At 62.7% G+C, this 26596-nt stretch carries 24 protein-coding genes; 12 read left to right on the top strand and 12 right to left on the bottom strand.

The genetic code is table 11. The features are described from left to right. Positions 1-11 precede the first annotated feature (11 nt). Positions 12-773 (top strand): hypothetical protein, encoded by a 762-nt coding sequence (locus AC1DLO_RS16770; protein WP_476890756.1) that lies wholly within the window; start codon positions 12-14, stop codon positions 771-773. 100 nt (positions 774-873) lie between these two features. On the opposite strand, the gene AC1DLO_RS16765 is transcribed toward AC1DLO_RS16770, so the two are convergent. Then, positions 874-1365, bottom strand: a complete 492-nt coding sequence (locus tag AC1DLO_RS16765; RefSeq protein ID WP_476890755.1) for a flavin reductase family protein — start codon at positions 1363-1365, stop codon at positions 874-876. A 245-nt stretch (positions 1366-1610) separates the two neighbouring features. Between AC1DLO_RS16765 and AC1DLO_RS16760 the strand changes: the two genes are divergently transcribed. The 4 genes from AC1DLO_RS16760 (at position 1611) to AC1DLO_RS16745 (ending at position 6733) form a co-directional block, all read left to right on the top strand. Continuing rightward, a complete protein-coding gene (locus AC1DLO_RS16760; protein ID WP_476890754.1) occupies positions 1611-2645 on the top strand; it encodes an aldo/keto reductase in 1035 nt (344 codons plus the stop codon). Positions 2646-2699: 54 nt separating this feature from the next. Next, complete coding sequence (locus tag AC1DLO_RS16755; protein ID WP_476914531.1) at positions 2700-3095, top strand: RNA-binding S4 domain-containing protein; 396 nt, start codon at positions 2700-2702, stop codon at positions 3093-3095. Between the two features lie 158 nt (positions 3096-3253). After that, positions 3254-3871: a uracil-DNA glycosylase family protein gene (locus tag AC1DLO_RS16750; protein ID WP_184741461.1), complete on the top strand. Its 618-nt coding sequence runs from the start codon at positions 3254-3256 to the stop codon at positions 3869-3871. A 306-nt stretch (positions 3872-4177) separates the two neighbouring features. Next, a complete protein-coding gene (locus AC1DLO_RS16745) occupies positions 4178-6733 on the top strand; it encodes a helix-turn-helix transcriptional regulator (RefSeq protein ID WP_476890752.1) in 2556 nt (851 codons plus the stop codon). A gap of 64 nt (positions 6734-6797) precedes the next feature. Here the strand turns inward: AC1DLO_RS16745 and AC1DLO_RS16740 are convergent, their stop codons facing one another. Further along, positions 6798-7007 (bottom strand): hypothetical protein, encoded by a 210-nt coding sequence (locus AC1DLO_RS16740; protein WP_476890751.1) that lies wholly within the window; start codon positions 7005-7007, stop codon positions 6798-6800. 229 nt (positions 7008-7236) lie between these two features. Here AC1DLO_RS16740 and AC1DLO_RS16735 point away from each other — a divergent pair, with 229 nt between their 5' ends. Then, positions 7237-9360, top strand: coding sequence for a phosphocholine-specific phospholipase C (locus AC1DLO_RS16735; RefSeq protein WP_476890750.1), 2124 nt, complete (start codon positions 7237-7239; stop codon positions 9358-9360). A 143-nt stretch (positions 9361-9503) separates the two neighbouring features. Here the strand turns inward: AC1DLO_RS16735 and AC1DLO_RS16730 are convergent, their stop codons facing one another. Both AC1DLO_RS16730 and AC1DLO_RS16725 read right to left on the bottom strand, forming a co-directional pair. After that, positions 9504-10919 carry a purine-cytosine permease family protein gene (locus AC1DLO_RS16730; RefSeq protein ID WP_476890749.1) on the bottom strand — a complete coding sequence of 472 codons (1416 nt, stop codon included), beginning with the start codon at positions 10917-10919 and terminating at the stop codon, positions 9504-9506. Next, entirely contained in the window at positions 10916-11881 is a 966-nt protein-coding gene (locus AC1DLO_RS16725; protein WP_476890748.1) for a serine hydrolase domain-containing protein, read from the bottom strand. Before AC1DLO_RS16725 ends, AC1DLO_RS16730 begins: the two co-directional genes overlap by 4 nt. Before the next feature lie 159 nt (positions 11882-12040). Between AC1DLO_RS16725 and AC1DLO_RS16720 the strand changes: the two genes are divergently transcribed. Further along, entirely contained in the window at positions 12041-13102 is a 1062-nt protein-coding gene (locus AC1DLO_RS16720; protein WP_476890747.1) for a LysR family transcriptional regulator, read from the top strand. Positions 13103-13113: 11 nt separating this feature from the next. On the opposite strand, the gene AC1DLO_RS16715 is transcribed toward AC1DLO_RS16720, so the two are convergent. Continuing rightward, positions 13114-13737 (bottom strand): hypothetical protein, encoded by a 624-nt coding sequence (locus AC1DLO_RS16715; protein WP_476890746.1) that lies wholly within the window; start codon positions 13735-13737, stop codon positions 13114-13116. A gap of 305 nt (positions 13738-14042) precedes the next feature. Here AC1DLO_RS16715 and AC1DLO_RS16710 point away from each other — a divergent pair, with 305 nt between their 5' ends. From AC1DLO_RS16710 to AC1DLO_RS16690, 5 genes are all read left to right on the top strand, one after another. Beyond that, positions 14043-14849: a FadR/GntR family transcriptional regulator gene (locus AC1DLO_RS16710; protein ID WP_476890745.1), complete on the top strand. Its 807-nt coding sequence runs from the start codon at positions 14043-14045 to the stop codon at positions 14847-14849. Beyond that, a complete protein-coding gene (locus AC1DLO_RS16705; RefSeq protein ID WP_476890744.1) occupies positions 14846-15943 on the top strand; it encodes an asparaginase in 1098 nt (365 codons plus the stop codon). Before AC1DLO_RS16710 ends, AC1DLO_RS16705 begins: the two co-directional genes overlap by 4 nt. Before the next feature lie 35 nt (positions 15944-15978). Then, a complete protein-coding gene (gene aspA, locus AC1DLO_RS16700; RefSeq protein WP_476890743.1) occupies positions 15979-17394 on the top strand; it encodes an aspartate ammonia-lyase in 1416 nt (471 codons plus the stop codon). A gap of 125 nt (positions 17395-17519) precedes the next feature. Then, positions 17520-19037, top strand: a complete 1518-nt coding sequence (locus tag AC1DLO_RS16695; RefSeq protein WP_184741469.1) for an amino acid permease — start codon at positions 17520-17522, stop codon at positions 19035-19037. A gap of 186 nt (positions 19038-19223) precedes the next feature. Then, positions 19224-19895: a FadR/GntR family transcriptional regulator gene (locus AC1DLO_RS16690; RefSeq protein WP_476890742.1), complete on the top strand. Its 672-nt coding sequence runs from the start codon at positions 19224-19226 to the stop codon at positions 19893-19895. Here the strand turns inward: AC1DLO_RS16690 and AC1DLO_RS16685 are convergent. The 7 genes from AC1DLO_RS16685 to AC1DLO_RS16655 all read right to left on the bottom strand — a co-directional run bounded on the left by AC1DLO_RS16685 (position 19892) and on the right by AC1DLO_RS16655 (position 26556). Next, complete coding sequence (locus tag AC1DLO_RS16685; protein ID WP_476890741.1) at positions 19892-20773, bottom strand: amidohydrolase family protein; 882 nt, start codon at positions 20771-20773, stop codon at positions 19892-19894. The genes AC1DLO_RS16690 and AC1DLO_RS16685 overlap by 4 nt on opposite strands. Further along, positions 20770-21723, bottom strand: a complete 954-nt coding sequence (locus AC1DLO_RS16680; RefSeq protein WP_476890740.1) for an aldo/keto reductase — start codon at positions 21721-21723, stop codon at positions 20770-20772. The genes AC1DLO_RS16685 and AC1DLO_RS16680 overlap by 4 nt, the downstream gene beginning before the upstream one ends. Next, the gene (locus tag AC1DLO_RS16675) at positions 21720-22034 is read right to left on the bottom strand and encodes an L-rhamnose mutarotase (protein ID WP_476890739.1); all 315 of its coding nucleotides are present in this window, start codon (positions 22032-22034) and stop codon (positions 21720-21722) included. The genes AC1DLO_RS16680 and AC1DLO_RS16675 overlap by 4 nt, the downstream gene beginning before the upstream one ends. A 1-nt stretch (position 22035) precedes the next feature. After that, positions 22036-23319, bottom strand: coding sequence for an alpha-L-fucosidase (locus AC1DLO_RS16670; protein ID WP_476890738.1), 1284 nt, complete (start codon positions 23317-23319; stop codon positions 22036-22038). A gap of 76 nt (positions 23320-23395) precedes the next feature. Then, a complete protein-coding gene (locus AC1DLO_RS16665; RefSeq protein WP_476890737.1) occupies positions 23396-24280 on the bottom strand; it encodes a carbohydrate ABC transporter permease in 885 nt (294 codons plus the stop codon). Further along, positions 24273-25232 carry a carbohydrate ABC transporter permease gene (locus AC1DLO_RS16660; protein ID WP_476890736.1) on the bottom strand — a complete coding sequence of 320 codons (960 nt, stop codon included), beginning with the start codon at positions 25230-25232 and terminating at the stop codon, positions 24273-24275. The genes AC1DLO_RS16665 and AC1DLO_RS16660 overlap by 8 nt, the downstream gene beginning before the upstream one ends. 73 nt (positions 25233-25305) lie before the next feature. Then, entirely contained in the window at positions 25306-26556 is a 1251-nt protein-coding gene (locus AC1DLO_RS16655; RefSeq protein WP_476890735.1) for an ABC transporter substrate-binding protein, read from the bottom strand. Positions 26557-26596: the final 40 nt, after the last annotated feature.

Below are 26596 nucleotides of genomic sequence, written 5' to 3'. Positions count from 1 at the left end.
GGGGAGGCTACGTGGAGGATCCAACAACACTGGCCCTCAATCTGACCTTTTTCGGCACGCTCGGACTGGCTTTGCTGATGTTCCTTGGTTTGGGCTTCCTGATGGTTGTCACCTTGGTGCTGGCCGGCGTCGCGAAGTTGCTTTCGATCATCGTTCTCGCCATGGTGGGAATCTTCCCGAAACGAGATACGGTCCCGGTTGTGCACCTGCCGCCGCGTCCTCGGCGCGTCCCCGTCCTAGCGGAGTCTAAGGAGCCGGCGACGGCGGAAGCCGACTCCCTGGGGACGGGTGCGGTTGTTCCCGAGAAACCGCGTCTTGGAGTCCTTGGGACCACGAAGTTGGTGTGGTCGGCGGGGTGGACTGCTGTCCGGAACTTCCCGTGGAAGTCGCTGGTGAACCCACGCGCCTGGCCTAAGCCTGCACAGGTCAAGGCCGGAATCGCAGCCACGGCCACCGCCGTCGCCACAACCCAGGCCAAGGAACATCCCTTTGTGGTTGCGGTGAAGCAGGATCCTCCGGTCCTGAACAGCCAGTGGGCCGCTGCCGTCGCCGAGGCTGACGCCCGGGCCGCAGCGCGCGACGCTGAACGGGCGCAGGAAGCGTCAGCCGATGAAGAAGCGACAGCTTCTGACAAGGAACCCGCCGAAGGGAACGCCGCGGAGTCGCCCGAGACTCGCGCGCCGGTCCGCGAACACCGGGGAGACCCCCATGGCGGCAAGCCTGTCTCTTCCGGCCGGGTGACAGCCTCTGCCGGGGGCCGCCCCCGGGCATAAGGTCCGCAGCGCCCGACTGACCCAACTAACTCGCAGTAGGTGTCGTTTTGACGCACGAAAACGACAACAAATGCGAGTTAGTTGGGGCCCGCGCGCAAGCTCAGGCGACCAGTTGCCTGAACCCGGCCCCGTGGTAAATGAGGGGCTCGGCGTCATGGTTGATCTCCACGGACTTGACCTGGAGGACGACGATCGCGTGGTCGCCGGCAGGGGTCTCTGAGACTACTTCGCATTCAAGCAGCAGTGCCGCGCCGTCGATCAACACGGCACCGGCGTCGCTCGTGGACGTCGCAAGGCCAGCGAAGCGGTCCTGCGTCTTGGAGGAAAGCTGAAGGCACAGGGCTTCCTGGCCCTGTGCCAAGACGGAAACGCCCATCCGCGGGGCTCTCCGGAGCTTGGGCCACGTGGTGGAGGAGTTCTGCACCGCGAACATGACTAGGGGTGGTTCAAGCGAGACACCTACAGTGAAGCTGGATGCCACTAGTACTTCCGGTGCGAAGCCGACCATGGCGCTGAGCGCCGCCACGCCTGAGGGAAATTGCGCGAACGCCTGCTTGATCGAAGCGCCTCCGTCCACCGTTGCCTGGGTCATGGCGGTTTCCTTTCTCTGTAGTTTCGCGCTTGCCTTTCTACTAATTCACCGGACGCCGATATCGGCAATATTTGTGTATTAGCGTGTCGATTCGAGTCAATTCACAATTCGTCACGCCCTGTTTTCATTACCCCGCAATACGAAAAGCGAAGAATTTGTACGTTTTTCGCATGCCCCGGCCACGAGATGTGTAGCGTCGTGTCAATCCATTGCACAGCCATGATTCTTCACGGAGGAAGCCGGAGATGAGCCTCAGCGAGCTTCGAACCCTGGGACGCACAGGCGCCCTGATCAGCCCCCTTACCCTAGGTACCCTGAACCTTGGGACGGGCACGGCGCCCACGGGCGCCGAGGAAAGCATCCGCATCGTCCATGCGGCGCTCGACGCCGGTATCACCAGCATCGACACCGCGGACATCTATTCACAGGGCGAGGCGGAGGCCATTGTGGGCAGGGCACTCCATGGCCGCCGGGATGACGTTTTCCTTTCCACTAAGTTCCACGGACAAATGGGGCCGAATCCCGCGCACGCGGGGAATTCCAGGCGCTGGATCATGAAAGCCGTGGAGGGCAGCCTCAACCGCTTGCAGACGGACAGGATCGATCTCTACCAAGCTCACCGTCCGGACTACAACACGGATGTCCTGGAAACCATCACGGCACTCAACGACCTCATCCGGCAGGGCAAGATCCTCTATTACGGAACCTCGGTATTCACGCCGTCGCAGCTTGTAGAGGCGCAGTGGATCGCGACGACGAACCACCTCGTGCCGCCGGTAGTGGACCAGGTGCCCTATTCCTTGCTGGTCCGCGCGAATGAACGCGACGTCTTCGCGATCACGCAACAGTACAACCTCGGCGTACTCAGTTATGGACCGCTCGACGGCGGCTGGCTCTCCGGGAACTACCGCGTGGGAGCCCCGCAGCCCGCAAGCTCCCGAGCCTCGGCGGTTCCCGGCCGCTTCGACGTCTCCGCACCTTTCAACAGGAACAAACTCCTGGCTGCGGATGCCTTGGCCCGCGTCGCAGAACGGCATGGACTCACCCTCATCCAGCTGGCCGTCGGCTTCGCGCTGAGCCACCCCGCCGTCAGCAGCGTGGTCATCGGCCCACGCACGGAGGACCACCTGACCGATTACCTCAAGGCCGCGGACGTTGTCCTCAGCGAAGCCCTCCTTGATGCCATTGACGACATCGTGGCGCCCGGCACCAACTTCCTGGAGCGGGACGCGGGGACGGTCGTCCCGCACCTTGAGTACGCAGAACTACGACGCCGGTAATCAGCTTCTGGAGCAACGGACCGGGCCGCGCGCCGACTATACTCGTTCGCAATCATGACTAGCCTCCCGACTTCCGCCCAAACATCAAAAAGCGGCAACGTGCGCATCRACGCCTGGCTCTGGGCTATCCGCGCCTACAAGACGCGTTCCGCGGCCACTACCGCCTGCCGGGCAGGGCACGTGCGAATCAACGGGAACCCGGTCAAGGCCTCCCAACCCGTGATTATCGGCGACACCATCCGTGTCCGCCAGTCCGGTTTCGAGCGCATCCTTGAGGTCCGGCAGCTCATTGCCAAAAGAGTAGGCGCCGAAGCAGCCTCCCACTGCTTCACCGACCACACTCCGGAGCGCCCCGCGGCGCCGGCACTTGGGCTTCCCCAGCGCGACCGCGGCTCAGGACGGCCCACCAAGAAGGACCGGCGCGACATGCAGAAGCTGAAGGGGCAATAGCACCCCACTCCGACAGGGCCGCTGGGAAGCCCGCGGTGCGGCCCCGGCGTCGGGCGTTTTCGCCCCTCGGCTCTGCAGAGCGTGAGCGACGCGTAAAGTGACGGCGTAAAGTGGCAAGGGACGCCGATTCTGGACGCCGCGCTGCCGAAGGAGAGAACGTGACCATTGACTGGGACGAAAAAAGGGCCTTGCTACAGGAGCCCAACATTGCTGCCGTGACTCAGCTGTGCGACGAACTGATGGCCAAGAGGCCAGGTTCTTCCGTGCCTTACGTCGATCCGGTGCATGACGAAGACGAGTGCCGGATTGTCACACTCCATACGAGCCCGGGCAAAGGCACTGCCTCGGGATTCATTTCGCACCTCAACGACGACGATGCCGCCCGCCGCGCTCAGCTCATCTACGACTCGGCTGAATTGGACGTGCGCTATGTCATGCCATGGAACTCCTACCCTTGGGTCCGCGACCCCGACCTGCCGCCGGCATTGAGCGCACAGGAGAAGACCGACGGACTCCGCCCGTTCCGCCAGTTCCTCAAGATCAACAAGAGGGTGTCCGCGATCGTCGCGCATGGCGCAGAGGCCGCCGCCTTCCTGGCCCTCTACGAGAAGACCTACCACTCGCCGCTCCGGCAGCACGGGATCAAGGTCTACAAGGCAAGCGCGCTCGGCGGACGGGCGTTTGCCCTGTCCGAGGCGAAGCAGCAGGAACTCCTGGCCAAGAACATCGAAATCTACCGAGACGCCATGCAGCGGGCGGGGATCCAGCACCTATAGAGCACGGCTGGCGGGTGAGCGCCGGGAGTGAGTGTTCCGGGCTTATCGGCCCTCCAACACCTAGTCCAAGGAAACTTCACTACTCATTTTGGGGCCATTCCCCACTCAGTGGCCGATTTCGGCCATAGCGTTGTTAATTGTGTGAGCCCAGTCCCCTAACGGTGTGCTTCTCCCACCGAAACCGGCTGGCCACGCCACTCCTTGCCCGAACCAATGGCGTTTCGTGTCGTGGACAACTCCTTTTGCAGTTGCCGTGGGGGCGCGTGGGATTCAATGATGGCAACGCTAAGAGTTAGGAGTCCTGGAGTGTTCGAAGAGGAAACCCGCCGCGCACTGGACCACGTGGCTCGCGGCATCAGTGTTCGGATCGTCGGCGGCGCGGGAAGCGGACGTTCCACGGTCTTGAAGTCGATCGTCGCGGATCTTGAAAAGACCGGAGCCGAGGTGTTCAGCCTCTCCGGCGCGCGGCTCTTGCGGGAGACCCCGTTGGCCGGAATAGGCAGCCTCGGCCTAGACGCACGGATCCGCCAGAATGGGCCACTGGGGGTGGCCGACGTCCTGGCAGAGCGACTCGCGCGGCGGGGTCCCAAAGCAATCGCTGTGGACGACGTCGATCTCCTGGACAAGGAGTCCCTCGCCGTCATAGACATCGTTCAAAAGCGGACGCGGCGGCCGCTGATGACGACGGCTGGCGACTCCCCGCTCTATTCGCAGTCTTCCGTGTTTTCGCCGGCCCGGTGGCCGGAGGCGAAAATCCGCCTGAGCCCGCTTCGCTACGATCAAGTCAACAAACTCCTGGCGCAGACTCTGGGATCGCCGCCAGACCTAGATCTGACCACCGCCATCCTCATGAAGTCAGCCGGGAACCCGCGGCTCGTGGTCAGGATTGCCCAAAGCGCGGTGTTCAGCAAGCTGCTCATACTTCGCGATGGACAGTGGAGCATCGCTAGCCACACGCTTTGGAACGAGTACCTTCAGAGCACCATAGAGGCACTCCTTCAGGGCCTCAACACCGACGAACTGACGGCGTTGCACACCCTGTCTGTCCTGGGGGCCAGTCCCATGGAGTCCCTACACACGATGGCTGGTCCGGAGATCCTCGACGGTCTCGAAAGGCGCGGGCTGGTTGCGGTCACGGAAGACGTCAACAACACGATCTGGGTGGACGTCAGTCCCCCGATCGTCGCGGACTATTTCCGCGACCGTCATACGCTTTCTTCGCGCAGGTTGCTGACTGATCGCATAGCCCGGGAAATCGACACCCCCTTCCAGCCGGCGAGCAATCCCTTGTCACCACCTCTTGCCGAGCTGCTCAAGGACCTTCGGAGGGAGGCGGGAGGCGGCACGTCAGCAACCCGACATTTCCAGGAACAGCTCCGTTTGCTTGAGGAGGCGCATTTCGGACTGTGGGAGTCCGAGCCGTCCATGTCCAACGCGGCTGCATTCCTCAAGTTCTACTGGGGCGGAGCAATCGATCCCTCGCGTATCGAACAAGTCTTCAGTGGAACCCAGTTCGCGGGGGCGGATCCCGCCGACAGTTTCTTCTTCGCCATGACCCAGGCGCTTTGGGTGATCTCTTATGGCGACGGGCTCGTGGCGGCCACCGGCATACTCAAGGATCTGGGTAATGCCTACCCCGATTGGAAGGCTGAGGCTGAAGCATTTGCGATTTACCTTGCAGCGTCATTCGACCGCATGCCTGCAAATCTCGACCAAGCCTTGTACGGGCTGACAAGCCACCATCCCGAAAGCGGCGTTGTGCCGGTTATTCAAGGCATGCTGGAGATATACCGCTTCGATGCCCAGGCGGCCCTTATGGCCCTCGATTCAGCAGACAGTTACGAACTCGCCACCAGTATTGAACCTTTCGTCCGCGGGCTCGCCCTCCTCATCGGCGGACAGAGCGATGAAGCGCTCTCCTTCTCCCTGGCTCAGCGTGCGGCAGCGCGGCGCGGCCTCGACCAGTTCAGGTTCGTCGCAAGCAGTTACGTATCGGTGCTGGCCTTGCTCCAACGAGGTTTGAGCCTTGAAGCCGACTACGTCATGACCAGCGTCTTCGCCCTGGGCAAGCACGGCTTCCTGGTGAGTTTTCTCCATGATGCGATGCTCAGAATCGCCGGCCTTCGCGAGTTGTCCGCCTCAGCCAAGACCATCCCCTCGCTCGGAACCCAGGCACGCAAGGATGTCGCGGATATCGGCCCCCTGCCCGGAACCGGAAAATCGGTCTACGATCTCGTTGCCGCGCAGTATTCTTCTCCCGAGGAATTCGATGAAAGGGCCGCCGACCTTCTGAAGCAGCAGATTGATCGCGGATACATCACGGAGGCCGTATATTCCTCGCTGTTCATGCTGGCACTCTCCCCTGGCCAAAGAATCCTCAAGGGAGCGGGGCGGGTGTTCAAGAAACATTGTGGCGCCATGCACGATCAGTTCCTCGCGATTGCTTCGGCTATCAGCGAGGGCGACCATCAGTTGCTGAGGATTCTTCTGGACCAATACGAACCCGACACCGACCTTCACCTGATCGGCACGCTTCTCAAGGGGACTGCGAGGCGCTATTCGCTTGAACGCGACCCCGATTGCGCCGCAGCGTTCCAACAAACCGTGTCCGCCTTCGAAGTCCGCTTCCAGCCGAAGGGGGAGGACTTTGTCCTCGACACCGGGGCAGAACGGCCTCAGCCCCTGTCAGCAAGGGAGATCGAGATAGCCATTCTGGCCGGCCATCAAAGCAATATCGAAATATCCAGCCGGCTGGGGATCAGCACCCGGACCGTGGAAAACCACATCTCGAGGGCCCTCAAGAAGACCGGAACCGCGTCCCGGAGCGGCCTGTACGACGTGGTTCGAAGCTTGCGTAAGTGACGGGCCACGGCGGTAGATTGTGGGCATGGGACAGACCTCCTCAGACCGTCGCGATGTGTTGGAATCATTCCAGCACCAGGGGTTGGCTGATAGTGGCTGCCGCCAGCTCGACGACTGGCGCGGCTGCTACCGCATACCTGCTACGGTCCATCAACCCTGAGTTGTTCTTCAGCCCACAACCGCTCGACGAGACGCGCCGCAAACCCCTGTTGAAGTGGTGGTACAGGATCCACACCCTCAGGCTCACAGCCAGCGCCGTTGCACTGGCCGCCATCCATCAGGCGCGGACGATCCGGCTCAGAAGCCACCCATAGGAATCCACCGTGGGCGCGGACAGATGCGGCGCGCTGACTTTCGCTAAAAATTTTCTCCGCGCGTTCGCTTTGCGTCACATGTCTTTGCGTTTTGTTCATTTTGGGTCAAGTGCCGGTTCACTGACTGCCTGACGGCTGCTGGGAGGATGCAGAGGGGAAACATCGACGGCTAAGGAAGAGGGTACGAACATGGTTACGGTGAACCGGAGGCAATTGCTCGGGGGCGTTGCGGCTGCTGCCGCCTCAATGGCGTTGCCAGCATCGATCGGGAAGGCGCTGGCGGCGGAACCGGCAGTGCGAAGCGGCACGATTGACGACGTCGAACATGTGGTCATCCTGATGCAAGAGAACCGGTCCTTCGACCACTACTTCGGCACCATGCGGGGAGTCCGTGGCTTCGGTGATCCGCGTCCGTGGCTCCTTCCCAACGGAAACGACGTTTGGCATCAACCCCCTGCTACGGTTCAGACTGCTCGCTACCATGCCCGCGGATTGCCAGCAGACGCAAAATACGTCCTGCCGTTCTACCTCGATTCAGCCCGGACCTCAGAGAACATCGCCGGCACCGACCATGGCTGGAGCAGCGGCCACTTGGCGTGGAACGAGGGCCGGTGGGACCAGTGGGTAAACCAAAAACAAGATGTACTGACGATGGCTTATCTGTCCGAGAAGGAAAACAGCTTCCATCGAGCCCTTGCAGACTCATTCACCATCTGCGACGCGTATTTTGCCTCCGTCCACGCCGATACCGCACCGAACAGGATTGCACTGTGGACGGGCACAATCGACCCGCAAAACCGGCTCGGCTCGGCCAAGAATGGACCCGGCATCGAGGAACGCAACGTCACCAACGGCTATACCTGGACCACCTACGCGGAGCGGCTTCAGCAGAACGGCATCAGCTGGCGTGTCTACCAGGGAGGAACAGGTGTCCCGGGCCAACCAACGGACAACTACACCGACAACTCCCTTGAATTCTTCGCCAACTTCCAAAGGGCACAGGGGGCCAGCGGGCCGCTCGTAGACAACGGCGCGTCAACCCACACCCTTGCCGAGCTGAAACAGCACGTGCTCACTGGCGCATTGCCCTCTGTGTCGTGGATCGTTTCGCCCTACAAGTACAGCGAGCATCCCTCGGCTTCGCCGACGGACGGCGCGTACTACATCGACACGGTCCTGGACGCTCTCACGGCGGATCCCAAAGTCTGGGCAAAGACAGCGCTGATCCTGAACTATGACGAGAACGATGGCTTCTTCGACCACGTGGTACCTCCCATGCCGCCGCTGAAGAACCGCCCCGGCACCGACGGCCTGGTATCGGCGTCCCTGTCGGCGAGCCTCGCGGATGAATTCCTCGATCTGGATCTGCACCCCGGCGAAGCGCACCCTTTGGTGCCCGGCGCCGACCCTCACGGAAAACAACCCATTGGCCTCGGTCCCAGGGTTCCACTTGTTGTCATCTCACCCTGGAGCAAGGGCGGATGGGTCTGCTCGGAAGTATTCGACCACACCTCGGTCATCCGGTTCCTGGAAAAGCGATTCCGCGTGCCGGAGCCGAACATCAGCGACTGGCGCCGTTCCGTCTGTGGGGACCTCACATCGGCGTTTGACTTCTCCAGAGCGCAGTCCGACTTCACCGCAATGACACCACCCGCCCCCATCCAGGGACAGGGCCAGCCCTTCTCAGTCCAGAATCCGCAGTCAATGCCGCAGCAGGCACCTGGAGTCCGTCCGGCGCGCCCCCTTCCGTATCGATTCGGCGTCGAGTTCGTACGCTCCGGCAGCTCCGAACTCAGCCTGGAATTCGCAAATCAGGGAGAGGCCGGCGCCCACTTCCTGGTCCGCAACGGACGAGCCCCGCAGGACGCGCCGCGCCGATACCAGGTTGCCGCGAAAGACACCGTCCGCGATTCCTGGTCCAGCGACACTTCCTACGACCTAGGAGTGTGGGGCGCCAACGGCTACCTCGCTGAGTTCAAGGGCAGTCTCACGGACGCTGACGAGCTCCAAGCCAAGGTACAAGAGGACGCCGCCGGCACCAGCGTGCAGCTCGTGCTCAGCAATTCCGGAACGCGCCCCCGGAAAGTCCGCATCTCCAATGCCTACGACCAAGGCAAAGCGCTCAAAGTGACGGTCCCGCCCAGGAAGACCGTTGCCAGGGAAGTCGAACTGGCGTCCAGCCACGGCTGGTACGACGTGAGCGTTGCCGACGAAGACGCCCCGCAATACCTTCGGCGGTTCGCCGGCCACCACGAAAACGGCAAACCCAGCTACAGCGACCCCGCCACAGGCGGCGCACTCAACCAACAATAAATACCCGGAGGCATCAGCCCTTCGGATCCGCGGATGTGAGCAAGCCGGTAGACGTCCTAGTAATCCAGGACGTCTACCGACTGTTTGGCGGGCAACACATTCCGGGCATTCCCCGACCATCGGGGTCGATTGTGGTTTCCGGGCTACACGTCGGCGCTGGATTCTGCAAGGTCCAACGCGTCGGCCGCGACAGGCGTTTTCACGTTCAGCCACCGCGCGTAGCCGAGGTAGAGCACCGTAGGCAGCAGGAGCCCGACGATCCAGGCGAGGTCTGCTCCTCCGAAGAACGGCACGAAGGGTCCAGCGAACAGGCTGCTGTTGACGAATGGGACTTCGGCGGCGATCGCGAGCACGTAGATGATGATGGCCGGCCGGTTCACGAGCCCGTACGCCCCGCGGGGTTTGAAGAGCTCAGCAACCTCGTAGCTGCCCTTTCGCACGAAGTAGTAGTCCGTCAGGTTGATCGCTGTCCAAGGCACCAGGAGGTAGAGCAGGAACAGCGTGATCTCTTCGACGGTCGCGAGGATGTCGCCATTGGCGGCGATGGTTACCGCAGTGACGACGATGGTGAAAACGATGGAGAAGATCGTTCGGACCATCGGGGTCGCTCGACCGTTGCCGCGGGCGGAGACGGCGCTGATGAAAGTGAGGTAGGCGCCGTATGCTCCGTACGCGCCCGCCGGCAGGGCGCTGATCAGCAGTGCAAGCAGGATGACCCCGCCGACGGCGGGCACTAGACCGCTCAGAAAGCCGATGGAATCGCTTCCCATTGCCTGTGCACTAACCGTCGCCCCGACCGCGCCAAGGATCATAACCCAGGAACCGCCCACCACCGAGCCGGCGTAGGTCCACGCGAAGGTCGTGCGCGCCGGAGTATCCGCCGGAAGGTAACGGGAGTAGTCCGACACGTAGGGAGCCCATGTGACCTGCCACGAGACGAAGATGGAGATCGCGAGCAGTACGGTACCGAATGCGGGCGGTGGCCCGGCCGGGAGCTCGATCGGGAGCAGCGAAAAGAGCGTGACGGTCAGTGTGGCAAACAGGATCGTCGAGACGACGGTAACAACACGGCTGGTGAGGTGGATCAGTTTGTACCCGACGATCGCGATGACAGCGGCGATCGCGCCCTGGATGATGACGGAGCTGGAGAAGGAGATGTGCGCCCAGGATGCCAATGCCTGACCGGTGACGACGCCGCCTTCGATGGCGAAACCGGCGTACATGCACAGGACGATCGCGGCCGGTAGCAGGGCTCCGAGGAACCCGAACTGTGCGCGGCTTTGGATCATCTGGGGGACGCCCATCCGCGGCCCCTGCACGGAGTGGTAGGCCATGAAGACCGCGCCGACGAGGTTGCCGATGAGGATCGTGATGATCGCCCAGGTGAGGTCGAGTCCCACGGTGACGGCAAGCGCGCCCGTGACCAGACCGGTGATCTGCAGGTTACTCGAGAACCAGACAGTGAACAGGTGCCACGGCTTGCCATGGCGTTCGTCAAGCGGGATGTAGTCGATGGAGCGTTGTTCGATCGCCGCTGAGCGCGGCTTGTCGGTGGTCACTTGTCCTTCCCTGCCGAGCGTTCGCCGTCGCCGCTACAAAAAGCCGAGTTGGACGCGATGGAATGCAGTGCGTTGAGGTGTTCGCTCTTGTGGTTGAGCGGGCCCGTCTCACTGGAGAATTTCGCAATGGTGATGCCGGTACTCGGGTCGAGCCAGAGGTACTGGCTGAAGATTCCTACCGCATAGAAGCTGCCGTGACTACCCCCGGGGATCCACCATTGGTTTCGATACGTGCCTGGCGTGGAATCACCGTACAGGGAAGTGTCGAAGACACCACCCTGTGCCGTTGTCCGGATCCACTCTTCTGGGATGACTTGCCGCCCGTCGATTCGGCCGTCGTCGAGAATCAACCGTCCGAACCGTGCCAGATCGCGCAGTCGCATGCTGATTCCAGCGCAGGCGTAGGGTGTGCCGCGGTTGTCGACGGTGATTACTGCATCATCTTCGGCGCCGAGGTTCTGCCAAAGCTTTGTCTCCAAGAGCCGTGCGTAGGGCATGTCCGCGGCGCGTTCGAGCACCCAGGCGAGTACATCGGTTGTTGCGGAGCAATATTGAAACGCCGTTCCGTGGCCGCCTGAACCCTGAAGCCGTTCAAGGAAAGCCCTCGTTCCGTCGGCGTCGTCATCGCGCCGCGGACGCCACCCCGCGGATCGGTCGCCCGCTTGGACTTCTGCCGAGGGATCGGTGTAGGTCATGTCGAAGTCAGGCAATGCGGTCATATCCAGCAATTGGCCGACGGTCGAACCACCGTACGAGCCGTTTTCGAGTTCCGGGACGTACATTGATGTCTTGGCGTCAACGTCGAGCAGGCCATCGTCAACAAGAATCCCCGCCAACATCCCACAGAGTGACTTGGAGACGGACATGACGATATGACGCGACTCCCGCGTGTTGTCGCCGAAATACCGCTCGTAAAGGACCTGGTCGCCGCGAAGGACAATGAAGGCATCGGTGTTGGTCATTTCGAGAAACTCAAGCAGCGTCGCCTCCCGCCCGGGTGCGAGGGCGACGGCGGAATGGTCGGCTTCGTGGGAGGTATCTGCGGGCGACAGGGCACGGGGGGCCCTATCGCCCCTGGCAATCGTAGCCACCGGCACCAGCCGATCGACCTGGTGCAGTGAATGACGATTGTGTGGTGGCAGCAGCCACGTATCGAGAGAGAGCAAATCCACAACGACTCCTTTGTCTTGGGGGTGATGGGTCAATCGTTCCGCGGCGCAATCATCCTGTCCAATACCCATTTATGTGCCAAATCCATGCCTCCAAGGCATAATCGGAGGATGGAGATACGGCACCTTCGCTACTTCTTGTCCGTCGTCGAGCACGGGACGGTGACCTCGGCCGCCGAACATCTCCACGTGGCTCAGCCGGCAATTTCGCGGCAGCTTCAGGCTCTCGAACGGGATCTCGGCGTTGACCTGTTCACCCGCAAGGGTCCGCGCTTGTCCCTCACGAATGCCGGGACAGAGATGCTGCATGTCGCATCCGACCTCGTGAGACGCGCGGATCGTGTTGAAATGCTGGCTAAGCAAATGGCCAAAGGGACGCTCTCTCGCATCTCGATCGCGGCCGCAGACACCACGATTTCAGAGATAGTGGCGCCGTTTGTTGCGTCCCTTGGCCGAGGCGACGCGTTTGTGACTGTCAAACCCGTCGACCCCGACCGGATCCACGAGGCCGTCCGCGACAACTGCGACCTGGGCATTTCCGCCTCACGCCCACCCAGCGACAGCCTGGACGCGCGCACGCTAACCAGCGTCCCCCTTCGTGCATACACGTCCCAGACACACCCCTGGGCGACCGAGCGGCGGGCCATGATTGCAGTCGGTGATCTGTTGCGCGAAGATTTGGTGTTGCCAGTTCAGGACAATCCAACGCGCACCGCACTGGACGACGCGGTCAGCGCGGAAAGCCTGAGATATGGTTCATTCGAGCAGGTGCCGTCACCGCGCCTGGTCCAAGCGCTTGCAGCTTCGGGTCGAGGCGTCGGCGTTGCAACAGACTTGCCGCGTTTCGGCGCCTATTCTGCCTTCATCACCAGTTCCGCTGGCCAACCCGTGCGTCTGCAGATTCACGCCTGTTGGGATCCTGAGCACTATGCTGTCGCATCCATCAAGGAGTTCGTCTCACGCCTGGAAGTGTTCGCCGACACCCACGTCAGAGACGTCGCCTGGCGGCCTTAGGTTTAAATCCCTCAGTCGGCACCGATATCCCGGAGGAATTGGCGGTTCCTGATCCGCGATTCGCCGAAATCGACTCCGACCCTACCGATCTCCCAAGGCCCGCGACCCGTGTACTTCGGCCTGCCCACGGCCACATGGGGTACCCATCGAGGCGAGCGGTATCCAAGTGCTGGAGAGCTGAGAATGAAGTCGTCGATGTTGTCCACCAGCAGTTCGTCCAAAAGTTCGTGAAGGGCTTCCACAAGGGAAACCTGATAGTCATGCACCGAAGCGGGCACGTCTATCTCCAGTCCGCACACCCCACCGGCGCCTAGTACGATCAGCCTTTCGGCGCTTCCGGAAAAAGCTTCCAGCACAGGCAACCCCTCTGCCCAGGAAATTGTCTCGCGCATGGCCGACTCAGGACTGGTGTTGCCTTTGGTCCAAACAGCCACGTCCCGGCAAAAGTCCTCCGCGACGCCAAGGTGCAACAGTGTCATGTGGAGTCCGCGGGACCTACGTAGCGCATACACGTAGCGCGCTAACTCTTCATAGTCAGAAGGTCCGGCGCCAACGCCGAGGACCGGCACCTCCACCGTGATGGGCGGTACTTTCTGCGTCGTTGAATCCCATCGCCCGCGCGGACGGTTGGCCATGGATGCAATTATGCTCCGGCAGCAGTTCGTTCGCCTCGGGAATGCGGTTCGAGCGACTGGCCTATTGGGTGTCTCTCAGTATCTGAGGCAGGAATCCCATCTGATCGAGGCGCCATGTCAGCAACGGTGTCAACTCACTCGGCGCCAGGCGGAGGCGGTAAATCCTCCTACCGTCGCCAATCGGCTCGATCCAGACCCGCCACGGCGTCGACAATCGATGTTCGGTTCCCTTCGATACGGCGCTCTCGATGTCAGCAAGCCGGCGAATCTTGACACCACCCTGTGACCCGTGCCATATTCATAGAGTGAACCTGTCAGACAGCCGGACAGCCGGACAGGCCGTCACCGGACAGCCAGCCGTCAGCCAGAAAGCTGCGGCTGGCCAGCGCACCGCCACAAGCGGCGCCGTCCCCCGGCCGGCCCAAGCGCCCAGGCCATCAAGCCCCCGGCCCCTCGCCCGCTTCAGTGCTGCGGAAGCCGTATTCAGTGCCATCCGCCAGGACATCGAAGACGGAACGGTGGACGTAGGAGCCAAGCTGAGCTCGGAGGCCACCTTGGCAGCGCAGTACGGGGTAAGCCGCTCGGTCATCCGTGAAGCCCTCCGTTCCTGCAATGCGCTCGGACTAACCGTCACGAAGACCGGCAAAGGCACGTTCGTCGTCGCAGACCGGGTGGCAAATGACCTCACGCTCGGCCAGTATTCAGCGCGGGACCTGAACGAGGCCCGCCCACACATCGAAGTCCCCGCGGCGGGCTTGGCCGCGAAACGCCGCAGCCCGGAAGATCTTGAACACCTCAAGGAAATCGTGGCGTCAATGCTCTCCGAGACCGACCCTGAGACCTGGGTCAGCCTCGATGCCAGTTTCCATTCCGCCATCGCACGCGCCAGCGGAAACAAGGTCTTCGAAAGCGTCGTCGCGGACATCCGCGAGGCGCTGGCCCACCAATCCGAGACCCTGAACATGGTGGCCGACCGCCAGCATGTTTCAGACGATGAGCACCTCCGTATTGTCGAAGCCATCGAATCCGGCGACGCCCCAGCCGCCGAAGACGCCATGGCCGACCATCTCAGCGCCGTCAGCGTCGCGTTGGACACCATCCTCAGCAAATGATCCACCAACTGAAGGAAGCCATGCCCACCCCGCATGCAACGCACACCTCTGTGCCAGAAAGCGCCGCGCCAGAAAGCGCCGCGCCGGAAGGCGTCGTGCCGGAAACCACCGAGTCGAACCCCTCTATGCGAACAACCCCGCACCACGTCCCCCTCGCTGAACAGACCCGCGACGGCTTGGTAGAGAGCATCCACTACGGCTCCCTCATCGCCGTCGGACCCGACGGCGAAACACTCCTCGAAGCGGGAGAGCCCGACGCCGCGTTCTACCCGCGGTCCTCCCTCAAACCCCTGCAGGCGGTCGCCATGGTCCGCGCGGGACTCAAGCTTCCGGAGAACCTCCTCGCCCTCACCGCGGCAAGCCACTCCGGCGCCGCGATGCACCTCGAAGGCACCGCCCGCATCCTCGAAATGCACGGCCTGGACGAGAGCGCGTTGGAAAACAGCACTGACCTCCCTTACGGCACGGCCGAGCGCGAAGAATGGCTCCGCGCCGGTGGCAAGCCCACGCAGCTCGCGCAGAACTGTTCCGGTAAGCATGCCTCAATGGCCGCGACATGCGTGATCAACGGCTGGCCCGTCCAGGGCTACCTTCGCCCGGAGCATCCCCTGCAGATGCTCGTGAGGGACACCATCACCGAGCTCACGGGCGAAGACGCAGCTGCCGTCAGCACGGACGGTTGCGGCACCCCGCTCTTCGCCCACAGCCTGCACGGCATGGCCCGGGCGTACGGCCGCTTGGCGGCAGCGGACAACAAAACAGCGGAGGGCCAAGTAGCCCACGCCATGCGCGCCTACCCCGAGATGGTGGCCGGCGAGGGTCGTGACGTCACCGCGATCATGCGCACGCTTCCCGGCCTGCTCGCCAAGGACGGTTTCGAAGGCCTCCAGCTGATCGGCCTGCGGAACGGCACCAGCGTCGCCATCAAGATCTCCGACGGCGGCGACCGCGCCCGCATGCCCGTCACCGTGGGCGTCCTCGAAGCCTTAGGGCTCGACGGCGGCCAGCTCGCCGCGCTTGCAAGCCCACCAGTGTTGGGCGGCGGCCACCCGGTGGGCGTCCTGCGTGCAACGAACTTCCTCGCATCCAACTGACGCAGCCAAAGAAGCCAGCAGACCAAAGGACAGCAATGACAACCGTCAATCACGCACGCCCGTTCCGCTCGGAACACGATCTCCTCGGCGATCGCGACGTCCCAGCCGATGCATACTGGGGAGTGCACACGCTGCGTGCCATCGAGAACTTCCCCATCACAGGCCAGCCGTTGGCTACCAACGCTAACCTCGTCAAGGGCCTCGCTGCAGTGAAACTGGCCGCAGCGCGCACCAACCGCGAGCTTGGCCTCCTGGACGATGAGCGGGCAAACGCCATCGAGCAGGCTTGCCAGGACATCCTGGACGGCAAGTTCCACGAGCAGTTCATGGTGGATGTCATCCAAGGCGGCGCCGGCACCAGCTCCAACATGAACGCGAACGAGGTCATCGCCAACCGCGCCCTCGAAATCCTCGGGCACCCCAAGGGCGACTACGCCAGGCTCCACCCGAACGACCACGTCAACTTGAGCCAGTCCACCAACGACGTCTACCCAACGGCAGTCAACCTGGCCACCATTTTCTCGGTCCAAGGCCTTCTTGCGGCACTGCAGGAACTCCAGATCGCCTTCGCGGAGAAGGGCCAGGAATTCCGCACGGTGGTCAAGATGGGCCGCACCCAGTTGCAGGACGCCGTCCCCATGACCCTCGGCCAGGAATTCGGCGGATACGCCGTGACTGTCGGCGAGGACCGGGCACGGCTGGCCGAATCCCAGCTGCTGATCCACGAAATCAACCTTGGCGCCACCGCCATCGGCACGGGACTCAACGCCCCCGCTGGGTACGCCGAGGTGGCTTGCCGGCACCTGGCCGAGATCACGGGCCTGCCCTTGGTCACGTCTGTCGACCTCATCGAGGCCACCCAGGACGTGGGCGCATTCGTGCACCTCTCGGGCGTGCTCAAGCGAGTCGCCGTCAAGCTTTCCAAGATTTGCAACGATCTCCGCTTGCTGTCCTCCGGACCGCGTGCGGGACTGGGCGAAATCAACCTCCCGGCTGTGCAGTCGGGCTCGTCCATCATGCCAGGCAAGATCAACCCGGTGATCCCGGAAGTGGTCAGCCAGGTGGCCTATGAAGTCATCGGCAATGACGTCACCGTCACCATGGCGGCCGAAGCGGGCCAGCTCCAGCTGAACGCCTTCGAGCCGATTATCGTCCACAGCCTCCACAAGAGCATCTCCCACCTGGAAGCCGCGTGCCGCACACTCACGTCGCGCTGCATCCGGGGCATCACCGCGAACACCGAACGGCTGCGCCTCACAGTAGAACAGTCGATCGGACTCGTCACGGCCCTCAATCCGCACATTGGATACGCCTCTGCCACCGCCATCGCCCAGGAAGCGCTGGCAAGCGGCAAAGGTGTGGCCGAACTCGTTCTTGAACACGGATTGCTGACCTCGGAGCGGCTCGATGAGCTCCTCCGCCCGGAACGCCTCGCCAACCTCAGTAAATAGGCTGAGTCAAGCACACTGTGCGACGACGGCGGCACTCACCGGCCGCCGTCGGGCCTGAGCGCCCGAACAGACAGGCCGGACGGCGAGATCCGGACCCCCAACAGGACACCCCCCTAAGGATTCCCATGACCAATGCACCCATCACGGACCACACGGTCCCGCCACAGGCGCACGCCACTGAAAAGCTCCTTCACGCCGAGGACAAGGGCTACCACAAGAGCCTGAAGCCGCGTCAGATCCAGATGATCGCGATCGGCGGCGCCATCGGCACCGGCCTGTTCCTGGGTGCCGGCGGCCGCCTCAACGCCGCGGGCCCCTCACTCGTCATCGCGTACGCGGTCTGCGGCTTCTTCGCCTTCCTGATCCTGCGCGCCCTTGGCGAACTCGTGCTGCACCGCCCGTCGTCGGGCTCCTTCGTCTCCTACGCCCGCGAGTTCTTCGGCGAGAAGGCCGCGTTTGTCTCCGGCTGGTTCTACTGGATCAACTGGGCCACCACCACCATCGTGGACATCACCGCTGCGGCCCTCTACATGAACTTCTTCGGCAAATACGTGCCGTGGATGGGCGTTGTTCCGCAGTGGGCCTGGGCCCTGATCGCCTTGGTGGTCGTCCTGAGCCTGAACCTCGTTTCCGTCAAGGTGTTCGGTGAGATGGAGTTCTACTTCGCGCTCATCAAGGTGGCCGCGCTGGTGGTGTTCCTCGTGGTTGGCACCTTCTTCGTCATCTTCGGCACCCCGGTACCGGGCCAGGAAGTCGGGTTCAGCCTCCTCACGGACCACGGCGGCATCTTCCCCAACGGCATCCTGCCCATGATCATCCTCATGCAGGGCGTGCTGTTCGCGTACGCTTCGATCGAGCTCGTGGGCACCGCAGCTGGCGAAACCGAGAACCCCGAGAAGATCATGCCCAAGGCCATCAACTCCGTGGTCTTCCGCATCGCGGTCTTCTATGTCGGCTCCGTCATCCTGCTGGCCCTGCTGCTGCCGTACACCTCCTATGTCAAGGGTGTCAGCCCGTTCGTGACGTTCTTCGGCCATATCGGCATCCAGGGTGTGGACGTGATCATGAACCTCGTGGTCCTCACGGCGGCCCTGTCGTCCCTGAACGCCGGGCTGTACTCCACCGGCCGCATTCTCCGCTCCATGTCCGTGGCCGGTTCTGCTCCGAAGTTCGCCCAGCGCATGAACAAGGCCGGTGTCCCCTACGGGGGCATCGCCATCACCGCCGGTGTCTCTTTGCTTGGCGTGCCGCTGAACTACCTGGTCCCGGCCGATGCATTCGAGATCGTCCTCAATGTCGCTTCCGTGGGCATCATCGTTACCTGGGCCACGATCGTCCTGTGCCAGATGCAGCTCAAGCGCTGGGCGGACAAGGGCTGGCTGAAGCGCCCGTCCTTCCGGATGTTCGGCGCTCCGTACACCGGGTACCTCTCGCTGCTGTTCCTGGTGGGCGTGTTGGTGATGGTGTTTATCGACTCCCCGCTCACCATGTTGGTCACGGCAATTGCCTGTGCCCTCATGGTGGTCGGTTGGTACCTGTGCCGCAAGCAAATCCACGAGCTCGCCGCAGCCCGCGACGGGTTCACCGGCAGCTCACCCGTGATCGCCAACCTGCCAGTTGCCGGTTCCGAGGACAGGATCTAACCCTTTCAGTACTGAGTGCCCGACGGCGGCACCCGCGGTTCCGTTCGCGCGGAACCCGGGTGCCGCCGTCGTGCGTTGCGGCCCCCAACTGACTCGCATTTGTTGTCGTTTTGGGGCCTCATAACGACAACAAATGCGAGTCAGTTGGGTGCCAGACATCGGATCATTGGCCGTTAGGATGTAGCCATGGCTGTCACAGATGAAGCGATCGGCAAGATCAAGGACATGCTGATCCGCGGCGAGCTCAAGGCCGGGGACCGCCTCCCGCCGGAGAAGGAACTGAGCGAGCGGCTCGGCCTCTCCCGAAGTTCACTGCGCGAAGCCGTCAAGGCCCTCGAACTCATCCGGGTCTTGGACGTGCGGCGTGGGGACGGCACTTATGTCACCAGCCTTGACGCCAAGTTGCTCAATGAGGCCGTGGCGTTCGTCGTTGATCTTCATCAGGACCGTTCCATCCTGGAGCTCTTTGAGGTCCGACGAATCCTGGAGCCCGCCACCGCCTTCATCGCCACGGGCAAGATCACTCCCACGGCCCTCACGGCCCTGCGCGGCACCATGGACGGAATCGACGAGAACACCGACGTGGAAGAACTCGTGGCCCACGACCTCGAATTCCACGGCATCATCACCGAGGCGGCCGGAAACGACTACCTCGCGGGTCTTCTTGAGGCCCTCTCCAGCAGTACCGTCCGAGCCCGCATTTGGCGCGGCCTGACCCAGGAAAAGGCCGTGGCGCACACCCTCGCCGAGCACAAGGCCATCGCGGACGCCTTGGAACGCGGCGACGCCGAGCTGGTCCGGGCACTCGTCACCGTCCACATCAGCGGCGTCGAGAGCTGGCTGCGTCAGGCGCTCTAACTTCGCTTCTGAGGCCCGTACGTCCGTACCGCCGTTCCCTCAAGGAACTCCTGCCGCTCCCCCTTCGTGAGGCCGGCGGCGAGTTCGAGAAGCACCTCCATTGTGCGTCCGTACGGCGCACCTAGGGTGCTGACGGGCCAATCGCCACCGATCATGAGCCGTCCCGGGCCGAAAGCGTCCAGGGCTTCATCCCACAGCGGACGCAAGGCCTCGGCCACATAGGGAATCCGGGGCAAGTGTAGGCCGGACACCTTCGCCACCGTGTTGGGGAGCTCGGCCAAGGCCCGGAAGTCCGCACGCCACAAGTCCATGGCTGCAGCATCGGCCAATGGAGGCTTCCCGAGATGGTCCAGCACAACAGTCAGCTCAGGCAGATCCCGGGCCAGCTGGACCGTCCGCCCGAGGTGCCCCGGAAAGGCATCAGGGATGTCGAAGGCCAATCCGTTGCCGGCGACCATGCGCAGCGAATCGCGGACTGCGGGCAATTCCAGGAAGTCGTCCCGCGGATCGTCGTGGACCAAGTGCCGGATGCCCCGGAAAGCGGGATTCCGAAGGAACCGTTGCAACTCCTGCTCCGCTTCGGCGGGCTTTTCGAGGGAAATCCAGCCGACGACGCCGAGTACCCAGGAGTTGCGGTCCGCGACGGCGAGCATGGACTCGGTATCCGCAACAGTGTCGTCAGCTTGGACGAGAACCGCTCCAACGACGCCTGCGGCATCCAGGGTGTCCCATGCCTCGCTCTCGTCGTGGGTGCGGAAAAGGGCGCCGTGTTGCGGGCCAAGCCACGCGTAGGGACGCGGGCCACTCGCGGGGCCGGGTCCGGCGTCGCTCTCCGGACCCGGCCCAAGCTCCCACAAGTGCAGGTGGGAATCAATCACACGGTCACACCCGCCAAAGCCGCCCACAGCTCCTCCGGCACGTCCTCATTCATCCGCGCGGCGTTGGCGGCGATCTGCTCCGGAGCGCTGGCCCCCACCGTCACGTTCACCACGGCGTGATGTCGCAGGCTGAACTGGAGTGCCGCCGTCGGGAGCTCCACCCCGAAGTCCCGGCACACGCCGGCGAGCGCCCGTGCGCGCTCCACGAGCGCGCGCGGGGCACGCGCATAGTTGTAGTGCGCGTCCTCGGGGACCTCGGGCCGCGCCAGCAGGCCGGAGTTGAACACGCCCACGTTCACGACGCCGGTGCCACGCTCAACACAGCGGTCCAGGAGCGGAACGCTGGGCTCCTCGAGCAGCGTGTACCGACCGGCGAGCATCACGAGGTCCAGGTCTGCGGCCTCGACGCATTCGAGGGCGGCCCCTGCCGAGTTCGTACCGACGCCGATGGCCCTCACCACGCCTTCCGCACGCAGCTTTTCCAGGGCGGGCAGCGCTTCGCCGATTCCCTTGGCGAGGTCGTGGAAGTCTGGATCGTGCAGGTAGGCGACGTCCACATGGTCCAGACCGAGGCGTTCGAGCGATTCCTCGATGCTCCGGCGGATACCTGCCTCGGAGAAGTCCCACTGGCGCTTGATCGTAGCCGGGACGTCGAAGCCTTCGTCGTCCTTCGCGTCTGCTCCCGCGGTGTTCGGCACCAGCAGCCGGCCCACCTTGGTGGACACAGTGAACTCACTGCGAGGCTTCCCCCTCAGTACGGCGCCGAGCCTGCGCTCGGACAGCCCCAAGCCGTAGTGCGGGGCGGTGTCGAAATAGCGGACCCCAGTATCCCAGGCCGCGTTGACAGTGGCGTCAGCTTGGGCGTCCGGCATGGCACGGTAGAGGTTGCCGATGCCGGCCGCTCCGAAGCCGAGCTTGCCCAGCCGGCCAGTCCACTGCGTCCCGCTCATGCCAGCTCCCACACCAACGGGATGCCCGAGTCATTGCCCGAATAGTCATCCTGGACTTCCAGTAGCTCCGCCATGCGGGCTTGCCACGGGACGTTTGCCGGGTGGTCCGCGAGCGCCCGGCGCATAGCCTGATAGTCCTCCACTTCAACCAAGTGGAAGAGGTCCTGGCCGCTGCGCCAGATCCGCCAATTGCCCACGCCGGCCTCTTTCAGGGCGGCGACGAGCTCGGCGGGGATCCCCGCATGGGCATTCGCATAGTCCTGCTCTGCACCCGGCTTGAGCCGGGTGTGCAGGGCAATGGTTTCCGGCATGCTACACCCCGGGCTTCAGGAAGAGTTCGACGACGGGCACCGCCACGTCCGGTCGCTGGACGGGCAGTTTCAGTGTCAGCGTACCTGCCGGCTGTCCCCCAGGGGTGGTGTTGATTGCTTCCCGGTCGGGTGCGATCTCCAGCATCGCGACTTCGGAGGCGTCGTTGAGCAGCTGGGCATATTCGACCTTGCCGGCGAGTTCGGGGAGGTGGACGTATTCGAACGGCCACGCAAACAAGTGCACGTAGAGCCGGTCGCCACGGCGCGTGTACCGGGCATCCGCGGGCGGGGTCCAGGCCGCGGGTCCAGCACCGTAGATGGCCCGGGAGTGCAGTTTCATCCACTCGCCGATACCGCGGAGGGACTCCACCGCCCTCGGATCGAAATTCCCGCGGCCTGTGGGGCCTACGTTGAGGAGCAGGTTGCCGTCCTTGGACACCCCGTCGACGAGCATCCGGACGAGCAAGTCCACGGACTTGTAGTCCAGGTTGTCCCGGTCATAGCCCCAACTGCCGTTCAGCGTCTGGCATGCCTCCCAAGGCACCTCGACGCCGTCCACCACCATCGGCCCGGAAGGCTGGTACTGCTCCGGCGTGGCGAAGTCGCCGGGAATGTCCAGGCGGTCGTTGACGATGATGCCCGGCTGCAGTTCCCGGACCATCTTCAAGAGTTCCACGGAACCCCACGCCTCACGGCCCTTGCCGCCCCAGATGTCCTTGTGGTCTTCACTGGTGTAGGAGAAGTCGAAGAAGAGGTAGTCGATCTGGCCGTAGTTGCTCAGCAGTTCGCGTACTTGGCCGTGCAAGTATTCGCGGTAGCGGGCCATGTCGCGGCCTTCGTTGAGCTTTGCGGCCTCGGGGTTGTCGCGTTCGGGGTGGAATCCGTCAATGGTGAAATCGGGGTGGTGCCAGTCAATGAGGGAGTGATAGAACCCTACCTTCAGGCCAAATTCCCGCAACGCCTCGACATACTGGGCCACCAGGTCCTGGCCGGACGGCGTTTTGGTGGACTTGTAGTCGGTCAGTGCGGAGTCCCACAGGCAAAAGCCCTCGTGGTGCTTGGTGGTCAGCACCACGTAGTTCATGCCGGCGTCCTTCGCCGCACGGGCCCATTCCCGCGGATCGTAGAGATCCGGGTTGAAGCGCTGGAAGTACTTCTCATATTCCTCAGCAGGAATACGTTCCCGGTTCATGACCCACTCATGCCGCGCTGGCAGGGCATATAAGCCCCAGTGGACAAACATGCCGAACCGGGACTCCGTAAACCAAGGTGCTTGGGCGATCATTGGTAGTTGCTCCTTCAAAAGTTGTTCTGCCGTTGTTGAGTCTTTGGGTTGTTGGCTAGCGGGCTAGAGCTAGCGTCTAGCGTCCGCCCAAGCCGCTCGTGACGATGCCTTTGACGAGGTGTTTCTGCAGCAGGATCAGCAGCAGAAGGGTGGGAGCCATCGAAATCACCGAGGCGGCCATGACCAGGTGCCACTGATTGCCCTGTTGGCCGAAGAACATCTGCAGCCCGAGCGGAATGGTGCCGAGGTTGTTGACGTCATTGATCACTACCAGCGGCCACAGGAACGAGTTCCAGTAGCTGATGAAACTGAAGACTGCCAGCACGGCCATGGTGGGCCTGGCCAGCGGAAGCATGACCAACAGGAAGGTCCTGAGGGTTCCCGCGCCGTCCACCCTGGCCGCATCGTCGAGTTCCTGGGGTACGCCAAGGAAGAACTGCCGGAGCAGGAATGCGCCAAATGCTGTGAAGGCCCAGGGCACAATGAGTGCCTGGAAAGTGTTCACCCAGCCCACTTTCTGCATCATGACGAACATCGGGACAATCAGGACCTCTTGGGGAATCATCAGGGTTGCGAGGAACACCATGAACACCACGTTCCGTCCCCGCCAGCGCTGCCGGGAAAAGGCGTAACCGGAGAACGCCGAAACCACCAGAGTGAGGGCCGTTCCAGCGGCCGAGACCAACAGACCATTGCCCATGAAGCGCAGGAACGGCATGTAGTTCAGCGCCTCCTGGTAGTTCTGCCAGCGGAATTCCGAGCCGAACAGCTTCGGTGGGACAGTGAAGATCTCCGCGGGCGGCTTCAAGGACGTCGCGAACATGTAGATCAGCGGGGAGAGGAAGAGAAGTGCAATGAGGCACAGGATCGCGTATCCAATGGCAGGCCGGATCCTTGCAGTCCATCGTCTTCCCGGGGCAACGGCTGTGAAGGGTCGTACCCGGCTGGTTGTCTCAAGCATCGTAGTGGACCCACTTCTTCTGTCCGAGGAACTGGACTGCCGTCACGCCCAGGATGATGACAAAGAGGATCCACGCGGCTGCGGACGCCAGGCCGAGCTGGTGGAACTGGAAGCCCTGGTTGTAGATGTACAGGACGATCGTCGAGGTGGCAGAGCCGGGTCCTCCCTTGGTGAGGATGAACGGCTGGGCGAAAACCTGGAAAGAGGTAATGAGGGTCATCATCGTCCCAAAGAAGATCGACGGTGAAATGAGCTTGAGCTTGATCCGCCAAAAGATGGTCCAGGCATTGGCGCCATCGATTGCCGCCGCCTCGGTGAGGTTCTCAGGGACGGCGTCCAAGGCGGCCGAGAAAACCAGCATGTTGTAGCCGAACCCCTGCCATACGCTCATGACGACGATGGCCATCATTGCCCAGTGTTCGTCTCCGAGGAAGTTTGGCGCTGAAACTCCCGTGGTGCTTTGCAGGGTGCCGTCGATGAAACCACCAGGCTGATAAAGCATCCGCCAGACGACGACATTTGCCACCACCGGTGTGATCGAAGGAATGAAGAAGATGACCCGGAAGATATGGCGCCCCTTGATGCGCGGAGTCAACCATGCGGCAAGGCCCAGGGAGACAACCAGGTTCAGCGGCACATAGAGAACCACAAACAGGACAGTGTTCCCGACGACCTGGCCGAAGATGGGGTCGCTGAACAGTCGCTGGTAATTACCCAGGCCGAGGAAACTCGGCGTTCCCAGGAGCGGCCAGTTGAAGAGGCTGATGACGAGGGAAACAACGATCGGTAGCAGGGTGAAGAATGCCAGGCCGAGTCCATGCGGCAGGGCAAAGGCCGGTCCCCACATTGTCCTCCGGCCTAGCTGGGCATCGGGCTCAGCCTTTGCGTTGACGCTGCCGGTTGTCACGGTTGCCTCAGGAAGCGGCGGCTTGGCGGGCTTGAGTAGTGTCATTTCTCATTCCTTTGCGAAGAGTGAGTATCTGCCCGGCGGCTGGTCATGAACCGCCGGGCAGGTACAACACTGATCATCGGGGCAGCTGGGCCGCGATGTCCTTCATGACATCGGTTGCGCTCTGCTGTCCATTGATGGATTTGACGAGGTACTGGTTGAAAAGCTGGCCCAGTTGGTCGCTGTTGGTGTTGCTTGGCATCGGCACGGCAGCGGCTTCCGCACTCTTGAGGGTCTCTGCGACTCCCGGAATTCCGGCGTTGTCAATCCACTTTGTCTGCTGGGCGGTTCGTGCGGCCAACGCGCGCCCTGCTGCTGCAAGGTCCCCCAGGACCTTGTCGCCAGTCATTTCCTTGAGGGCGGCAAAGGCCTTGTCCGGAGTGGCGCACTGCTTGGAGATGCCCCAGCCGGAACCGGCACTGAAGGTCTTCCCGCCTCCGGGGCCGGCGGGAAGGGTGGTGACGCCCACTTTGAACTTGGCTTTGGCTTTGACGTCCAACAGGGACCACGGGCCGTCAATATTCATGGCCGTATTGCCCGCCATGAATTCATTGGCGCTGAACGCGGGGTCGCCACCGGGCAGCTGTTGGGAGACCTTCTCTGTGTTGGTCAGGTCCGAGACCCATTGGAGCCCCTTGGCAAAGCTCGGATCGCTTGCGTCCATGGTGCCGTCTTCCTTCAGGACGCGTCCCCCGTTGTAGGCAAGGACTTGCGACTCAATGAAGAGGTCAGCTGTGTTGGGTGCGATGGCATGCTTGCCGTTGACGGACAGCTTCTTCGCGGCCGCAACGAACTCATCGGCCGTCCAGCCTGCCTTCGGTACCGGCACGCCGGCGGCGTCGAACATGTCCTTGTTGTAGAACATCATCACCGGGCCGACGTCGTACGGCAGGGCGTACAGGTTGTTGTCGGCGCTGAGTCCTTTGATCATGGACGGATCGAAGGCGCTCAAGTCCAGGTTGTTCTTTTTGACGAGGTCATCCAGCGGGAGCATGCCGTCCTTGAGCTGGGCCGTCCGCAGGCTCTGGACGGCCACCAGGCACGGGGCCGTGTTCGAGCTGAGCTGGGTACTCATTTTGGTGAAGTAGTCCTGGAAGGTGGAGCCCTGCAGCGTGATCTTCACGTCGCCCAGGGTGTTGCTGACGTTCTCGGCAACTTTCTCCCAGTTCTTCTGGTCTTCCGTGCCGCCGACCCACATGGCCCAAGTCATGGCGGTCTTGCCGTCTGAAGTACTGCCGGATGAGCTGCCCCCGCAGCCAGTGAGGCCAATGAGGCCCAGTGCCAAGGCACCTGCCACCAACGCTTCTTTGCGCATATCTTTCACCACGTGCTTTCAGTAGGGAACTGTGCTTTCAAGAGGGAACTTC

Source organism: Arthrobacter sp. 01T419 (genome assembly GCF_056398865.1).
This window is presented reverse-complemented; position numbering and strand designations above follow the sequence as displayed.

Bases quoted from the DNA above. Each gene is read 5' to 3' on its own strand.
- AC1DLO_RS16765 (WP_476890755.1), bottom strand. From the start codon at position 1,365: ATGACCCAGGCAACGGTGGACGGAGGCGCTTCGATCAAGCAGGCGTTC.
- AC1DLO_RS16760 (WP_476890754.1), top strand. From the start codon at position 1,611: ATGAGCCTCAGCGAGCTTCGAACCCTGGGACGCACAGGCGCCCTGATC.
- AC1DLO_RS16740 (WP_476890751.1), bottom strand. From the start codon at position 7,007: ATGGCGGCCAGTGCAACGGCGCTGGCTGTGAGCCTGAGGGTGTGGATC.
- AC1DLO_RS16735 (WP_476890750.1), top strand. From the start codon at position 7,237: ATGGTTACGGTGAACCGGAGGCAATTGCTCGGGGGCGTTGCGGCTGCT.
- AC1DLO_RS16725 (WP_476890748.1), bottom strand. From the start codon at position 11,881: ATGACCAACACCGATGCCTTCATTGTCCTTCGCGGCGACCAGGTCCTT.
- AC1DLO_RS16720 (WP_476890747.1), top strand. From the start codon at position 12,041: ATGACGATTGTGTGGTGGCAGCAGCCACGTATCGAGAGAGAGCAAATC.
- AC1DLO_RS16715 (WP_476890746.1), bottom strand. From the start codon at position 13,737: ATGGCCAACCGTCCGCGCGGGCGATGGGATTCAACGACGCAGAAAGTA.
- AC1DLO_RS16705 (WP_476890744.1), top strand. From the start codon at position 14,846: ATGATCCACCAACTGAAGGAAGCCATGCCCACCCCGCATGCAACGCAC.
- aspA (WP_476890743.1), top strand. From the start codon at position 15,979: ATGACAACCGTCAATCACGCACGCCCGTTCCGCTCGGAACACGATCTC.
- AC1DLO_RS16695 (WP_184741469.1), top strand. From the start codon at position 17,520: ATGACCAATGCACCCATCACGGACCACACGGTCCCGCCACAGGCGCAC.
- AC1DLO_RS16690 (WP_476890742.1), top strand. From the start codon at position 19,224: ATGGCTGTCACAGATGAAGCGATCGGCAAGATCAAGGACATGCTGATC.
- AC1DLO_RS16680 (WP_476890740.1), bottom strand. From the start codon at position 21,723: ATGAGCGGGACGCAGTGGACTGGCCGGCTGGGCAAGCTCGGCTTCGGA.
- AC1DLO_RS16675 (WP_476890739.1), bottom strand. From the start codon at position 22,034: ATGCCGGAAACCATTGCCCTGCACACCCGGCTCAAGCCGGGTGCAGAG.
- AC1DLO_RS16670 (WP_476890738.1), bottom strand. From the start codon at position 23,319: ATGATCGCCCAAGCACCTTGGTTTACGGAGTCCCGGTTCGGCATGTTT.
- AC1DLO_RS16665 (WP_476890737.1), bottom strand. From the start codon at position 24,280: ATGCTTGAGACAACCAGCCGGGTACGACCCTTCACAGCCGTTGCCCCG.
- AC1DLO_RS16660 (WP_476890736.1), bottom strand. From the start codon at position 25,232: ATGACACTACTCAAGCCCGCCAAGCCGCCGCTTCCTGAGGCAACCGTG.